At 57.1% G+C, this 16,230-nt stretch carries 12 protein-coding genes; 7 read left to right on the top strand and 5 right to left on the bottom strand.

Annotation, left to right across the window (positions count from 1 at the left end; genetic code table 11):
- The first annotated feature begins 28 nt into the window (after nt 1–28).
- Nucleotides 29–1,369, top strand: a complete 1,341-nt coding sequence (locus ACE3SE_RS18870) for an HD-GYP domain-containing protein (protein WP_374555324.1) — start codon at nt 29–31, stop codon at nt 1,367–1,369.
- Here the strand turns inward: ACE3SE_RS18870 and ACE3SE_RS18875 are convergent.
- On the bottom strand, nt 1,366–3,033 hold the full coding sequence (locus ACE3SE_RS18875) for a SulP family inorganic anion transporter (RefSeq protein WP_374555322.1): 1,668 nt from the start codon (nt 3,031–3,033) through the stop codon (nt 1,366–1,368). The genes ACE3SE_RS18870 and ACE3SE_RS18875 overlap by 4 nt on opposite strands.
- A 403-nt stretch (nt 3,034–3,436) precedes the next feature.
- On the opposite strand from ACE3SE_RS18875, the gene ppk2 reads away from it, so the two are divergent.
- The 6 genes from ppk2 to ACE3SE_RS18905 all read left to right on the top strand — a co-directional run bounded on the left by ppk2 (nt 3,437) and on the right by ACE3SE_RS18905 (nt 10,090).
- Nucleotides 3,437–4,294: a polyphosphate kinase 2 gene (gene ppk2 / locus ACE3SE_RS18880; protein ID WP_204377090.1), complete on the top strand. Its 858-nt coding sequence runs from the start codon at nt 3,437–3,439 to the stop codon at nt 4,292–4,294.
- Nucleotides 4,295–4,380: 86 nt separating this feature from the next.
- Complete coding sequence (locus ACE3SE_RS18885; protein WP_045847101.1) at nt 4,381–4,938, top strand: peptidylprolyl isomerase; 558 nt, start codon at nt 4,381–4,383, stop codon at nt 4,936–4,938.
- A 79-nt stretch (nt 4,939–5,017) separates the two neighbouring features.
- Nucleotides 5,018–5,509 carry a peptidylprolyl isomerase gene (locus ACE3SE_RS18890; RefSeq protein ID WP_045847100.1) on the top strand — a complete coding sequence of 164 codons (492 nt, stop codon included), beginning with the start codon at nt 5,018–5,020 and terminating at the stop codon, nt 5,507–5,509.
- A 102-nt stretch (nt 5,510–5,611) separates the two neighbouring features.
- Nucleotides 5,612–6,352 (top strand): UDP-2,3-diacylglucosamine diphosphatase, encoded by a 741-nt coding sequence (locus ACE3SE_RS18895; protein WP_374555320.1) that lies wholly within the window; start codon nt 5,612–5,614, stop codon nt 6,350–6,352.
- A 292-nt stretch (nt 6,353–6,644) separates the two neighbouring features.
- On the top strand, nt 6,645–8,231 hold the full coding sequence (locus ACE3SE_RS18900) for a methyl-accepting chemotaxis protein (RefSeq protein ID WP_374555318.1): 1,587 nt from the start codon (nt 6,645–6,647) through the stop codon (nt 8,229–8,231).
- A gap of 194 nt (nt 8,232–8,425) precedes the next feature.
- Nucleotides 8,426–10,090, top strand: coding sequence for an L-lactate permease (locus tag ACE3SE_RS18905; RefSeq protein ID WP_374555316.1), 1,665 nt, complete (start codon nt 8,426–8,428; stop codon nt 10,088–10,090).
- Nucleotides 10,091–10,197: 107 nt separating this feature from the next.
- On the opposite strand, the gene ACE3SE_RS18910 is transcribed toward ACE3SE_RS18905, so the two are convergent.
- The 4 genes from ACE3SE_RS18910 to ACE3SE_RS18925 all read right to left on the bottom strand — a co-directional run bounded on the left by ACE3SE_RS18910 (nt 10,198) and on the right by ACE3SE_RS18925 (nt 16,189).
- A complete protein-coding gene (locus ACE3SE_RS18910) occupies nt 10,198–11,685 on the bottom strand; it encodes a mannitol dehydrogenase family protein (RefSeq protein ID WP_374555314.1) in 1,488 nt (495 codons plus the stop codon).
- Between the two features lie 70 nt (nt 11,686–11,755).
- Nucleotides 11,756–13,129: an MFS transporter gene (locus ACE3SE_RS18915; protein WP_374555312.1), complete on the bottom strand. Its 1,374-nt coding sequence runs from the start codon at nt 13,127–13,129 to the stop codon at nt 11,756–11,758.
- A 34-nt stretch (nt 13,130–13,163) separates the two neighbouring features.
- Entirely contained in the window at nt 13,164–14,183 is a 1,020-nt protein-coding gene (locus ACE3SE_RS18920; RefSeq protein WP_374555310.1) for a Zn-dependent oxidoreductase, read from the bottom strand.
- A 545-nt stretch (nt 14,184–14,728) separates the two neighbouring features.
- Nucleotides 14,729–16,189, bottom strand: a complete 1,461-nt coding sequence (locus ACE3SE_RS18925; protein WP_374555308.1) for a protein adenylyltransferase SelO — start codon at nt 16,187–16,189, stop codon at nt 14,729–14,731.
- Nucleotides 16,190–16,230: the final 41 nt, after the last annotated feature.

The raw sequence follows: 16,230 nt of genomic DNA on the forward strand, positions 1-16,230 counted from the left end.
CCAACCGGATTCAAACAGGACATGGACCATGGGGGCTTCGCTCAAGCTGGCGGAATTGCTGGGTTCGCTCAGCTATGCACTGGATATCACCGAGGGACAACCTGAAGGCCATTGTGTACGCAGCTGCTGGATAGGCATGCACATTGGCCGTGCCATCGGGCTGGACAGCCAGTCACTGTGGGAACTGTACTACGCCATCCTGCTGAAAGACCTGGGCTGCAGCAGCAATGCCGCCCGCATCAGCGAACTGTATCTGGCAGATGATCGCCAGTTCAAGCAAGACTTCAAGCTGGTAGGCAGCAGCTTGCAGGACAAGCTGGGTTTTGTATTCAGCCATACCGGTCGCCACGCCGGCTGGGCCGACCGCCTGGCATCCATTATCAGCATTGTGCGCAATGGCAAGGAAATTGCCGACGAACTGATCCAGACCCGTTGCTATCGAGGTGCGGATATCGCCCGCCAGCTGCGCTTCAATGAAAACGTGGCGCGCGGCATCCAGTCGCTGGACGAGCACTGGGATGGCTCCGGCCGTCCGCTGGGTTTGCAGGGTGAGGCCATTCCGCTCAATGCCCGCATTGCCCTGCTGGCGCAGGTGGTGGATGTGTTTCACATCACCAGTGGTCGTGACGGTGCGCTGGCCGAGGTGCAGCAACGTGCCGGCAACTGGTTCGACCCACAACTGGTGGCCAGCTTTGCCAGCGTGGCCAGTGACGAAACCTTCTGGCAGGTGCTGGAATCGACGGCTGTCGATCAGGCGGTACTGGCGCTGGAACCGGCCCAGCATCAGGTGGAAGTTGATGAAGATTATCTGGATGAAATTGCCGAAGGCTTCGGCCAGGTGGTCGACTCCAAAAGCCCCTTCACCGCCGGTCACAGTCAGCGGGTAGGTCATTATGCCGACCGTATTGCCGCCACCCTGGGCCTGGATGATGCGCGCCGCCGCTGGCTCAAACGCGGCGCCCTGCTACACGACGTGGGCAAGCTGGGGGTGAGCAACCGCATTCTGGACAAGCCAGGCAAGCTGGATGCCGAGGAATGGGCCGCCGTGCAAAAACACGCCAGCTACACCCACGCCATTCTTGGCCGCATGCAGGTGTTTGCCGAGCTGGCCGATGTTTCCGCCGCCCACCATGAACGACTGGATGGCAAGGGCTATCCGCGCGGTCTGTCAGGCGACGCCATCACCCTGGAAACCCGCATCATCACCACCGCCGACATTTTTGACGCCATCAATGCCGAGCGGCCATACCACCCGGCCACGCCGGTGGCCAAAACACTGGACATCATGCAGCAGAACCTGCACGTGGCTATCGATCCACGCTGTTTTGCAGCCTTGCAGCAGGTATTGCGCGAGGAAGGCCAGCTCTAGCCCCACACCACCCCGCTGGTCAGCAACTGTTCGGCACGCTGCAAGGCGGCTGCCAGGTCCGGCTGCAGATTATCCGCACCCAGATCATCCACCAGCCGCGACCCCTTGAGCATGTCCAGCACCTCATCGGTCGCACCACACAGAATCAGCGTCTTGCCCTGTACGCGCAGCTTGTCGTTCAGACTGTCCAGCGCCAGCAAACCGGTGGTATCCAGCATCACCAGCCGGTGCAACTGCAAGATGATGACGCGCGCCTGCTCGGCCTGCTGGTGAATGATTTCCACACTGTCCGCCGCGCCGAAAAACAGTGCACCCTCCACCCGGAAAGCCGCGCAGCCATCCGGCACATGCTTGCCGGCAATGGTATGGCGCTCGAACAACTGCGCATATTCCGGCAACAGGCGGTTGACCGAGGTATGGCTGGCCATGCTGCGGATGAAGAACACCGCCGCCATCAGCAGGCCGATCTGTACTGCCACCGTCAGGTCAAACACCACGGTCAGCACAAAGGTGACAATCAGCACGGCGGTATCGCGCTTGGGAAACTGGAAAGCCTTGCGGATATCCCAGTCCCCCATTTTCAGTGCCACCGAAATCAGGATGGCCGCCAGCACCGCCAGGGGAATGCTCGCCGCCAACGGGGCTGCCACCAGCAAAATCAACAGCAGCAACACCGCATGCACCATGGCAGCCACCGGGCTGCGACCGCCGTTGCTGATATTGGTGGCAGTGCGCGCCACCGCTCCGGTCGCCGGAATGCCGCCAAAAAACGGGGCCACCATATTGGCGATGCCCTGACCGATCAGCTCCTGATTGGAATCATGCTTGTCGGACGTCATGCTGTCCGCCACCACCGCACACAGCAGTGACTCGATGGCCCCCAGCAGGGCAATGGTAAAGGCCGGTGCCAGCAGGTCGGACAAATGGGTCGGGTCCAGGTCCAGCCCGCCAAAGCTGGGCAAGCCTTGCGGAATACCACCGAACTTGCTGCCCAGCGTGGCCACCGGCAGGCTGAACAAGGCCGTGGCCAGCGTCGCCAGAATCAGCGCGACAAAAGGCGCGGGCAACAGGCGGTTGAGTCGCTTTGGCCATAGCAGGATAAGCAGCAGGCTGGCCGCAGACAGCAGCAAGGTCGGCCAGTGAAAATTGCCCAGTTGCTCACGCAATACCTGCATCACGGCAAAGAAGCCGGCTGGCATCTTTTCCACCGGCAAGCCGAAAAAATCTTTCAGTTGGGTCAGGAAAATCAGCACGGCGATACCGTTGGTAAAACCGGTAATCAGTGGCAAGGGAAAAAAGCGGATCACCTGCCCCAGCCGGAAAATGCCCATCAACACCAGCATCACGCCGGACATGAAGGTGCAGATCAGCAGGTTGGCCACCCCGTACTTGGCCACAATGCCGTAGATGATGACGATGAAGGCCCCGGTAGGCCCGGTGACCGACAAACGGCTCCCCCCCAGCACCGCCGCCAGAAAACCGGCAATCACGGCAGTGAATATGCCAGCCTGTGGCGTCACCCCACTGGCCATGGCAAAGGCCATGGCCAAGGGCAAGGCGACAATGCCGACGGTAATGCCGGCCATGATGTCATCGCGCAGCAACTGGCGGTTATAGCTTTTGAGGGTATCAACAATACAAGGGTGGAATCCCGGACTGAACATGGTGCGACTTTCGTTGATGGCAAGCGGCAGCAAACAGTGCTGCCGCTGCATGTTTGTACTGTCATCATCGACGCCAACTACGCCAGGCGCAAGCCAGCCGGGTATCCCGCCAGCGGAATAACCGCCATGGCAGAGGCATATCGACACCCCAATTCAACAGGCGTAGCATGGTTTCAAGACCACTTCAGCATGAGGGAAAACCATGACGCAAGACAAAAATAACGATCCCGCCATCAGTACGCCCGCCGACACCACACCTGTCGCGGAAAATACCAGCTCCACCAGCACTCCTGCGGCCAGCCGCAAGCCTGCGCGCAGCACCAGCAGCCGCCAGAGCAACGTCAAGCGCGTGCATCAGGAATCGGTGAAAGCCATCGAAACCATCAGCCAGCAGCCGGTTGCACTGCAGGTGGCCGAGGCACCGCACGGCACCAGCGAAGACAGCAGCACCGCCGAACTCCCTGCCAGCTTCCCCTACCGCACCCGCATGCGCCGGGCCGAGTACGAAAAGATCAAGCTGGAACTGCAGATCGAGCTGTTGAAAGTACAGAACTGGGTGAAGGAAACCGGGCAGAAAATCGTCATCCTGTTTGAAGGCCGCGACGCTGCCGGCAAGGGCGGTACCATCAAGCGCTACATGGAACACCTGAACCCGCGTGGTGCCCGTGTGGTGGCACTGGAAAAACCGTCCGAGCGCGAACGCGGTCAATGGTATTTCCAGCGTTATATCGAACATCTGCCGTCTTCCGGCGAAATCGTGTTCTTCGACCGCTCCTGGTATAACCGCGCCGGCGTGGAACGGGTGATGGGCTTCTGCACCCCGGACGAATACCTGGAATTCATGCGCCAGACACCGCAGCTGGAACGCATGCTGGTCAACAGCGGCATCCATCTGTTCAAGTTCTGGTTCTCGGTCAGCCGTGAAGAACAGCTGCGTCGTTTCATCTCGCGCCGGGATGACCCGCTCAAGCACTGGAAGCTCTCGCCCATCGACATTCAGTCGCTGGACAAATGGGACGACTACACTGCGGCCAAGCAAGCCATGTTCTTCCACACCAATACCGGCGATGCGCCCTGGGTGGTGGTGAAATCGGATGACAAGAAGCGGGCACGGCTGAACTGTATCCGCCATTTCCTGGCCAGCCTGGACTACCCCAACAAGGACCCGCGCGTGGCCCATGCCGCCGACCCGCTGATCGTAGGTGCCCCCAAGCACATGCACAATGCAGATGAGGACAAGTCACTGCGTTTTGACGTCTGAAGCAAGCGACCCAAGCAGCCGCATCCGCGATGCGGCTGCTGTGCTAGAATTCGGCTTTGTTTCCGCCGACAGCACTCCTTACATCCATGAAAAAACTGCTCGCAAGCCTTGCCCTGTGTGCCCTGCCCCTGTTGGCACACGCCGCGCCGGTGGTGGAAATGACCACCAACAAAGGCGTGATTGAAATTACCCTGGATTCGGCCAAAGCGCCCAAGACCGTGGCCAATTTTGTCAGCTATGCCAAGGCCGGTTTTTACAACGGTACGGTATTTCACCGCGTCATCGATGGTTTCATGATTCAGGGTGGTGGTTTTGACGGCAAGCTGGAACAGAAGAAAACCAACGCGCCCATCCCCAATGAAGCCGCCAACGGCCTGAAAAACAGCATTGGCACCATCGCCATGGCCCGCACTGCCGACCCAAATTCGGCAACGGCACAGTTTTTCATCAACGTGGCCAACAACGAATTCCTTGACTACAAGAACCCCAGCCCGCAAGGCATCGGCTATGCTGTATTCGGCAAGGTCAGCAAGGGCATGGACGTCGTCAACCGCATTGCCAAAACCCACACCGGCAGCATGAAAGGCATGGATGACGTGCCCTTCGAGCCCATCGTGATCCAGAAGGTTGTGGTTAAACCCTGACCCGCCTTCACCGGCCAGCCACAGGCTGGCCTTCAGCACACCGCATCAAGCGTACGCTTCAGACAATAAAGGAATCCTCATGATCAAACTGAGCACCAACTTCGGCGATATCGTTCTGGAACTGTTCCACGACAAAGCCCCGGTCACTGCCGCCAATTTTGAAGAATACGTAAAGAGCGGCCACTACGACGGCACCATCTTTCACCGCGTAATCAACGGTTTCATGATTCAGGGCGGTGGTTTTGATGCCGACATGAAGCAAAAAGACACCCGCGATCCGATCAAGAACGAAGCCAACAACGGTGTTTCCAACAAGACCTACACCGTTGCCATGGCCCGCACCATGGACCCGCACTCCGCATCGGCCCAGTTCTTCATCAACGTGTCCGACAATGACTTCCTGGACTTCAAGTCCGAAACCACTCAAGGCTGGGGCTATGCCGTATTTGGCCAGGTTGTGGAAGGCAAGGAAGTGGTTGATCGCATCAAGACCGTGCGTACCGGTCGTAGCGGCGGTCACCAGGACGTGCCGGTTGAAGCCGTCGTGGTGGAAAAGGCCGAGATCATCTGATCCCGTCCAGGGCCACTAGCGGCCCTGTCAGCAAGCCAGCTGCCCCCGGGTGAGCTGGCTTTGCTTTGGCATTCTGACAATTGTTGCCCTTACTGAAACATCATGAGCCATCACTTCATTTCCGACCTGCACCTGAGCGAAGACAGCCCCGCACTATGCCAGTTGTTCGTGAGTACCTTGCAAGCATGGCAGGGGCAGATCGACAGCCTGTTCATTCTGGGTGATTTGTTCGAATACTGGGTTGGTGATGACGATGATTCTGCATTCTTGCAGGACATGCTGGCTGCCATGCAGCAGTTCTCCCGCCATACCCCACTTTATGTGATGCGAGGCAACCGCGACTTCCTGCTGGGCGAGGGCTTTTGCCAGCGCAGCGGGGCCATGTTGCTGGAAGACCCTCACCTGCTGGAGGCCTATGGCCAGCGTTATCTCTTGAGCCATGGCGATGCGCTGTGTACCGATGACACCGCCTATCAGCAATTCAGGGCCGTGAGCCGCAACCCGGCCTGGCAAGCCGCCATGCTGGCGCGCCCCTTGGCCGAACGCCACGCCATTGCCGCACAGGCACGCATGCAAAGTGAAGCCGCCAAACAGCAGCAAGGCCTGAGCGCCATTACCGATGTCACCGAACAGGCCGTTCTGGCATTACTCGACCAGTATGACTGGCCGGTTCTCATCCACGGCCACACCCACCGCCCGGCCTGCCACAGCTATCAACAAGACAACAAGTCCAGTCAGCGCTGGGTGTTGACCGACTGGTACGGCAATCATGGCGGCTATCTGCGGCTGGATGAAAATGGTCTGCAGGCTCATGCACTGACAGCAGGCCACCAACACGACTAGCCTCACCAATGGGAGCCATTGCGGCTTAATTGCAACTAGGCGCGCTGCTGGCTCTGCCCACCCCCTGCCCCTACTACTGTTTAAAACAATTCTTTAGGACAGTATGTAATACCTTCACTCTGGCAATAATGTGCTATTCCTGATAAGTGGGCTTGCTGACATTTCCACTGCAGTCTCAAGCTCACTTACAACATGGCATGCCTGACATGCCTGACAACAGCAGCACAGCAGACAAGGCCCGCCAACAGGCAGGGTCTGGCCGGACATGTGCGGGCTTTGGGGAATCACACCAATGCAGAACCATCACCGTTTTTTCTCGGTGCGCCAGCGTTTTGTCTGGCTCACGCTGGTGCTGGCCAGCTTGCTTGCCGCCGTGGCGCTGGGAGCGGCAGTACTGATCAGGCAAATCACCATCGGTGGCCCGCAGTACCACCGCATCATCCAGGCCAAGGATCTGGTGGCAGATATCCTGCCGCCACCGGCTTACATCATTGAAGCCAATCTCCTCGTCCATCAGCTCAGGCTGGCATCCGTTGAGCAGCAAGCGCATCTGCTGGGGCAGTTACAGCGCAGTGAACAGGCATTCAATCAGCATTACCAGTACTGGCAGCGACAGGACCTGCCTGTTGCATTGCGCGAGTCTCTGACAGGCCAGGCTCAGGAATATGGACGTGAGTTTTTCATATTGCTGAATCAGCAGTTGCTTCCGGCCCTGCAAAAAAAACAGGACCGCCAGGTAAACATTGTTTTTGCCCATATGCAGCAGGTGTATGCACAACACCGCCAGGCTATCGACAAGGCCGTGATTCAGGCCCAGCAATACCAGCAGCGACTGGAAGATGAAGCAGCCAGCAGCAACCGGCAAAACTGGCTGCTATTGTCACTGTCCTTGCTCGGAACCGTATTGGTCGTGGCCCTGTTATTGCGCTGGAGCTATCGCCGGCTGATTGCGCTGCTGGGTGCGGAACCGGCCCAAACCCGTCAGCATATCGGCCAACTGGCAGAGGGCCAGTGGCAAGGCCGTCTGCAGCAAGTCAGCCCCCACAGCATGAGTGGTGTACTGGACAGCATGATCAGCCGCTTGAGCACCGTCATGCACGGCATACGCCAGACTGCGACCGACATGCGCACCTTGTCCGGACAGGTAGAACATGCTGCCAGCCATGTCGGAGACCAAACCAGCAGTCAGGCGGCCCATCTGGAGGAAATTGCCACCACCTTGCAGCAGTTTTCTTCCACGCTGGATGCCACCATGCATAGCGCCCAGCAAACCGAACAACAAGCCATTGCAGCGGTAGATGCCAGCCGTGAAGGCCGCTTGCTGGTAGAAAACACGGTGCAGGCCCTGCACCATATCATTCAGTGCATAGAGCAGATCGACGACATTGTTTACCAGACGGATTTGCTGGCCTTGAATGCCACAATCGAAGCCGCCCGCGCCGGAGAACACGGCAAGGGTTTTGCCGTGGTGGCGCAGGAGGTTCGCAAACTGGCCCAGCGCAGCAAGGACGTGGCGCAGGAAATCCAGCAACTGTCGCAACAAACCATGAGCCGGGCCGAACATGCCGGTAGTGCCATGGGTACGCTGGAAGACATCATCAGCCAGACCCGTCGCCTGGTGGAACACATCAACAGCAGCAGTCAGGAACAGAACCTGGGCATCAGCCAGATTTCACAGTCCTTGAACCAATTAAGCTATTCATCAGTGCAAAACGCTGAAGAATCGCTGAACATGGCCACACTTTCGCGGGAAATGCTGCAGTATGCTGAAGCCTTGCAACAACGGGTGGCCTTCTTCCGCTTGCGTGACCAAGCCGCTGACCACCGACAGTTATCCGCTCTGGATGGCGAAAGCAGCGCCCCGCTGACCGCCGCCTGACCCTCGCTCGCCCTCTCTCCCCATCGTCAGACACAGGGTAAACCCGCAAGGGCAAGCCCTAAATGACGATTTGATGCTTGATCACTACAGTTGCGGCATCCGCCACCAGTACAAAAACAGGCGGAACGCTCGAATGGGGCACAGCCGCGATGGCTGCGCCCGATCAACGCCAACAATCATTGGAGAGAACCATCATGTGGTCCCACGTTTACGACCCACTGGGCAACCCGTGGCTGTCTACGCTGTGCGCAGCGCTGCCGGTCATCGTGCTGCTGGGCGCGCTCGGCATTTTTCATATCAAGGCTCACATTGCAGCCGTGATGGGTTTGATCACTTCGCTCGTTGTCGCCATCGGCATTTTCGGCATGCCCGCCGGCATGGCTGCCAGCGCCACCCTGATGGGTGCGGCCAACGGCTTGCTGCCGATTGGCTGGATCATCCTGAACGTGATCTTCCTGTACCAGCTGACCGAACGCAAAGGGCAGTTTGCCATCCTGCGTGAAAGCATTACCGGCGTCACGCAAGACCGTCGCCTGCAACTGCTGCTGATTGCCTTCTGCTTTGGTGCCTTCTTCGAAGGTGCTGGCGGCTTTGGCACACCGGTGGCCGTTACCGGTGCCATGCTGATTGGCCTGGGCTTCTCGCCGCTGGCCGCATCCGGCCTGTCGCTGATCGCCAATACCGCACCGGTCGCCTACGGTGCACTGGGCACACCGATTACCACCCTGGCCAAGGTGACCGGCATCGACGTGATGCTGATTTCCTCCATGGTGGGTCGCCAGATGACCATCTTCGCCGTCATCGTGCCGTTCTGGCTGCTGATTGCCTTCTGCGGCTGGAAGAACACCCTGCGCATCTGGCCTGCCGCCCTGGTGGCCGGCTTGTCCTTCGCCATTCCGCAGCTGATCGTCTCCAACACCATGGGGCCGGAACTGGTTGCCGTGATTGCCTCGGTGTGCTCGATTGCCGCGCTGGTTCTCTTCCTGAAGGTATGGCACCCGCAAGAGGTATACACCTCCACCGCCGGCACCATGGCCGGTGCCGCTGCCGAAGCCGCAGGCAAGACCGCCCTGCAACCCAAGCATGGTTACTCCACCGGTGACGTGATCCGTGCCTGGCTGCCGTGGCTGATCCTGTCGGTGCTGGTATTCGCCTGGGGCTCTCCCAATGTGAAAAAGGCGCTGGATGCCATCTTCACGCTGGACATCCAGTGGCCCGGCCTGCACAACCTGGTACAGAAGATGCCGCCGGTTGTGGCCAAGCCGCATGTCGAAGCAGCCATCTACAAGCTGAACCTGCTGTCCACCACCGGTACCGGCATTCTGGTGGCAGGCATCCTGTCCGGCCTGATCATGGGCTATCGTCCGAGTGAGCTGATCAAGGTATACGGTCAGACCTTCTGGTCCCTGCGCTACTCGCTGATCACCATCGTGGCCATGCTGGCACTGGGCTACCTGACCCGCTACTCCGGTGTGGACATCACCCTGGGCCTGGCGTTCTCGCACACTGGCGTGCTCTACCCCTTCTTCGGCACCCTGCTGGGCTGGCTGGGCGTGGCACTGACCGGTTCCGACACCGCCGCCAACGTGCTGTTCGGTGGTCTGCAAAAGGCATCCGCTACCCAGCTGGGCCTGTCGCCGGTGCTGATGACGGCGGCCAACTCCGCCGGTGGTGTAATGGGCAAGATGATCGACGCCCAGTCCATCGTGGTGGCTTCGACTGCTACCCAGTATTACGGCAAGGAAGGTGTGATCCTGCGCTATGTGTTCTTCCACTCGCTGGCACTGGCCTGCCTGGTCGGCCTGGTGGTAACGGCGATGGCCTATCTGCCGCCGTTTACCTTGCTGGTATTGCACTAAGTCGTTCCGGCCGCATTTACTGCGGATATGAAAAGCCCCGCCAGAGCAATCCGGCGGGGCTTTTTCACAACATCAGGACATGGCAATCTTGTAGCCTGCCTGTGACATCAGGCCAAGGTAACGGTCAGTCCAAGCCGACGGCACAACAATGCGATGCAGGCCCTGGCACCATCCTGCTGCAGTAACTGGAACTGCTGCTCAAGCAGCTCGACAAAATGCGTATTGGCGGGCAAATCGGTCCCGAACACTTGCTCCAGCTTCAACAATGCCCGTACCGCAGATTCACCGTCCGTTCTACTGGACAGCAGACGGCTTATTTCCCCGGCCAGCGGGTCGGACACGGAGATGACTTGCCCCTGCTCATCCACCCGACTGACAAAGCACATCCATGCCGCCACCCCCAGTGCCAGGCAGTCAAAACGACTGCCATGCGCCAGATGAAAACGAATGGACGCCAGCATGCGCTGTGGCAATTTCTGGCTGCCATCCATTGCTATCTGCAAGGTACGGTGTAATAAAGCGGGATTGCGAAAGCGAGTCAGCAGCTGCGCGGCATACTCTTCAGGCTTTATCGGGCATTGCACCAATGTGACCGCCTGCTCTTCCACCATCAAATGGTGGACCAGCCTCACCAGGCAAGCATCCTGCATGCAATCGCTGACATGCACATAGCCGGCCAGACAACCCAGATACGCCAGAAAGGAATGGCTGCCATTGAGCATGCGCAACTTCATTTCCTCGAAAGGCTGCACATCGGCAAGCAGCTTGACCCCAACCCGTTCCCATGGCGGTCGCCCGTAGGGAAAGCAGTCTTCTATCACCCACTGGCGATAAGGTTCACAAGCCACACCGGCCGGGTCATCGACACCGCCAAGCAAGTCACGGATGCGCCTGCGGGTTTCTGCAGTCACCATGGGCACGATGCAGTCCACCATGCTGGAAGGAAATGCCACCTGCGATTCCACCCAGGCAGCCAGGTCTGCATCCTGCAAACTGGCCAGCGTCGTCATGACTTGCCTTGTCACGACACCGTTAGCCGGCATATTGTCGCAAGACAGAATGGTCAAGCCGGGCAAGCCACGCTCACGACGCAAACGCAGACCAGCCAGCAACACTCCGGGAGCAGAGCATGGCTGCCAGGGGCAGGCAATATCATGCCGGATGGCGGGATGTTCCATCTGCAATTGGCCGGTGGCGGGTGAATGGCAATAACCCTTCTCGGTAATGGTCAGCGTCACCACGGCCAGCTCAGGCTGCGCCAGCGCCTCAACAACGGCCGACAAGCCATCCTCACGCAGGCTCAGTGCCTGACAGACCACGCCCACAACCCGGCATGACCAGTCATTGCCATCCATTTCTGCCACTGCATAGAGAAAGTCCTGCCCTTTCAAGGCAGTAATCGTACCGCCACTATCCGTCAGGCTGACTTCACAGTAGCCCCAGTCACTGGCATGGTCGCTGGCCAGCATGTCGGCAAACACCGCCTGATGAGCGCGATGAAACGCCCCACAACCCAGATGCAATAATCTGGGTCGCAAGGCTTCACGTGGGTAAGGTGGCTGCAAATGCTTGGTGGACAAAGACGAATCTGGCATGGGCACTCCTCAGGAAACAACACAAGCACCACAGTACTCACAACGCGGCAATACAACTGGGCAACCCGGCTCAGACGGCTGCATCCTGCATGATGGTCAGGTCGCGGTCTTTGACTTCCGGCATCAACAGTGCCGCCATCAGGCCTGCCATTGAATAGCACATGACCATGACTGCCACAGGCCACCAGCTGTTAGTCAAATGGCAGAAGATACCAGCCAGCAGCGGGCCCAAACCAACCGCCACCAGGCCTCCGGCCTCCTTTGATATCGCCATCCGCGTGAAGCGCTGCCGCGCACCAAACAACTCGGCCAGGGTGATGTTTTCCAGAGCAAACAATCCCAGCACAGCAATATTGTGAATGATGATGATGCACAGCATGATGGTGCCGGTATCCTGGGCTTGATCCATGATCAATGACAGCAATGGATAAGCCAGCAATATTCCTCCAGCATTCAGCACAATATACGGAAGCCTTCTACCGAAGCGATCCGACAGATATCCCATTAATGGAATCGTCAGGAATCCGATGACAGAACTTATCATCAAGGCATCCGTCGGAATGCTCTTGTCAAACAGCAGGGTCTGAACCAGATAAGCGGTCAGGAAGGTTTGAATCAAACCGGAATTTCCGGCCTGTCCAAAACGCAGGGTGGTCGCAAGCCAGAATGCACGACTGCGGAACATGGCAGCAAACCCGCCATCATCCGCTTCCACGGCAGCCGGCTTTTCATGCGATTTTTCATGCACATGCCGTTGATTCACACCTTGCACGAAAACAGGCGACTCCTTCAGGTTGGCACGTAGCCAGATGGCAAATGCCATGACCACGACGCTGGACAAGAACGGAATGCGCCATCCCCATTCCATCAGTTGCTGACGGTCCAGCAAATAAAACAGAACACCCCAGATCGCCGTTGCCAGCAAGGTTCCGCAATTTGTCCCTATGGCTACCAATGAAGAAATGATGCCGCGTTTACCCTGCGGTGCTGACTCTGCCAGCATGGTGCCGGCACCGGATATTTCCGCTCCGGCACCCAATCCTTGCACAATACGCAGGATAACCAGCAGTATTGGGGCCAGAATACCGATCTGCGCATAAGTAGGCAGTGCACCGATCAGGGTTGTACACAAGCCCATCATGGTAATCGTGATAAACAGTACTTTCTTGCGACCAACCCGGTCTCCCATGCGTCCGAAAATGATGGCACCGACAATACGCGCCAGATAACCTGCACCATATGTGCCCATGGCCAGGATCAATACCATGGCCCTGCTTTGTCCATAGAAGAATATTTCATGAAAAACCAGTGCAGCGCCCAGGGAGTAAAGCTGAAAATCCATGAATTCAAGAGCCGTTCCCAACCAGCCTGAAACAGCAGTCTTGACCAGGCCGGAAGTATCACTTTCCTTGATTTGCTGATCCAGGACATTATCCGTATTCACATCACACCCCCAAAATTACCAATCCATCCTTTTATCAATCAGGAAATCTGAGCAGAATCTTGCAGCAGCTATCCGGATTAGACTCAAATAGCGTCAGTGCCTGCTCTACCTGTTCCATCTCCATATCATGGCTGATCAGGATGTGCGGAAACAGTTTGCCAGCGGCCATCCATTCAATAACCTGGGGAAAGCGGGCACTATTCAGACGGGAAGAGAAAATGGACAACTCTTTGCTGGTAATGTCTTTTTGCCGGATCACCGTTTCTGCATCAGAAAAACCCATGATACCGATACGACCGGCAGGAGATGCCAAGGTAATCGCCTGTGACAAAATGGCAGGATGACACGCCGCATCGATAATCAGTGTCGGCTGGCACCGGATGCCTTGCAGATAATCAGCCTCGGATGACTTAAGATTATTGATAACCACATCAGCCCCGCATTCAATCGCCATCTCCAGCCGCGAAGGAATCCGGTCCACCACCATCACCGTGCCAACCTGATAAACATTTTTCAATACCTGTACCAGCGCCAATCCCATGGGGCCGGCACCATAAATCAAGGCTGAATCATTTGTGGCTGGTTGCAACTGAGCAGTCATGTTTGCCGCAACGCTGAATGGTTCAATCAGTGCGGCATGTCGATCTGGAATACTCGATGGCACCTCATGGATATTTGCGGCAGGTACGCAGACATATTCACTGAAGCCACCATCACGATGTACACCCAGTACCTTTAGCTTCAGACAGACATTTGGGCGCCCCATCCGACAGGGATAGCAGCAACCACAGCTGATGACCGGGTCAATCACCACACGCTGACCGATACGGGCAGTGTCGACAGACTCTCCGACCGCATCAACAATGCCAAATAATTCATGCCCTATCACCCGTGGATAGCTGACAAAGGGATTATGGCCCCGATAAATATGCACATCAGAGCCACACACACCGGCATATTTCACCTTGACCCGGACTTCATGCGCGGCAGGAGCAGGGATTTTTTCATCTACCAATAACAGACTACCTGGCCGGGTGATAATAATACTTTTCATTCCGCCACCTTTATCGGTTCAACATTATTGCAATAAAAGCAACAAGCACCGCAAATATATCAACAAAAACATTTTGATGAACAATATTAACAGAACCCACATCCCATTAATCGACCCGATGAAAGTATTACAAACCCAAGCACCATACAAGCATGAAAAACTGACCTTATTAGCGGCAATAATAAAATCCCACATCTGCAACTTAGCAATACACTGCATCAAAAGTGAATTATCAAAAGCAATTCACGATCAATACTATTGATAGTCAGAAAAAATAGAATTAAATACAGAATATTCAAAACAACATGACCAGAGACATTTGAATATCAGGACAGAAAGCATACGCATTTCGGGCAGATACTGGATGTACCGGCCAGATAAGCGCACTCAATAGTCAGTAGAATACGGGCGGGAAGCAGCGGGAAAGAATGAAGCCGCTGGCCATCCAGAACACACGGCAGGACATGGCGTGCATCTGGAATCGGGCAGCGGCTTTCAGCAGGCAGCAGACAGGCCTGAAGCGGGACGGGGAATAAGCGCGGGATTCAGCTGGAGCAGCTGACGCTGATTTCCGTCGCCCAAGCGGGTGGTTCAGCAGCAAAGTCCTGATACTCTGGCTGTTCGTCAAATGGATGTTGCAGGCAATCATGCAAGCGGTTTATCAGGGTGAAATCGCCCTGTTGAGCGGCTTGTATTGCTTGTTCAGCCAGATAATTGCGCAAGATGTATTTGGGGTTGACTGCCAGCATGGCCGCCCTGCGCGTGGCCTGCGGTGTTGACTCTAGCTGCAAACGCGCGGCATAGCGCGCAGCCCAGTCATCAAACAGGCTGCGATCCAGGAACAGATCGCGCAACGGTGCATTGTCCTCACCGGGCACAAAATCCACCAGCCGGCGGAAGAACACGGTGTAATCCGTCCGGTGTGCATGCATGGCCAGCAATAATGCCTCGATCAGGGCATCATCCTCTTCCAGCTCGGTGACAAGGCCCAGCTTGCTGCGCATCAGCCTCATCCAGCACTGCGCATACTGTTCGCGATAAGAGGACAGGGCTGACAGCAGGGTTTCCTCGTCCACCAGCGGCAAGAAGGCCGATGCCAGGCAATGCAGATTCCACAAGCCAACCTGTGGTTGCTGGTTGTAGGCATAACGTCCGGAATGATCGCTGTGATTGCATACATGCGCGGCATTGAAGCCATCCATGAAGCCAAACGGGCCGTAGTCCAGTGTCAGCCCCAGCACCGACATATTGTCGGTATTCATCACGCCATGACAGAAGCCCACTGCCTGCCATTGCGCAATCAAGCTTGCGGTGCGAGCGACAATTTCGCTGAATAATGCTGCGTAGGGCTGCGCTTGTTCTGCACAGTCCGGGAAATGATGACGGATGAGGAAGTCTGCCAGGATACGGATTTCATCATGTTGGCCACGGTGATAAAACACTTCGAAACTACCGAAGCGGATGAAACTCTCTGCCAGTCGGGTCAGCACGGCGGCGGTCTCGACTTGCTCGCGGTAAACCGGATCTGGCGAGCCCACCATGGCCAGTGCGCGGGTAGTCGGGATGCCCAGCCCATGCATGGCTTCGCTGCACAGGTATTCTCGGATGGTGGAGCGTAATACGGCGCGTCCATCGCCCATCCGGGAAAAGGGCGTCAGCCCGGCCCCTTTGAGCTGCCATTCCCAGCGATGCCCATGGATGTCTGCCGTATCACCCAGCAAGAGCGCCCGGCCATCTCCCAGTTGCGGGACGAACACACCGAACTGATGCCCGGCATACACAGCCGCCACAGGCTGCATGCCATCTGCCAGCCGATTGCCGGACAGCAAAGCCACGGCAGCAGGCGTATCCAGTGTTTCGGGCTGTATACCCAGTTGCGCGCACAGGGGGGCGTTGGCCGCAACAAGATACGGCTGGCTGAGTGACTGGGGCTGGACCGAACGGTGGAAGACCGGTGGCAGCTGCAGAAAACGTTGACCGAAGGTCAGGGAAGTGAGTGCTTGCATTGCCCGATTCTAGTCGCGAGCCGGGCGGATAAACACCTGAA

The organism is Aquitalea pelogenes (assembly GCF_041914625.1).
In the GTDB taxonomy this organism is placed as follows: Bacteria; Pseudomonadota; Gammaproteobacteria; order Burkholderiales; family Chromobacteriaceae; genus Aquitalea; species Aquitalea pelogenes.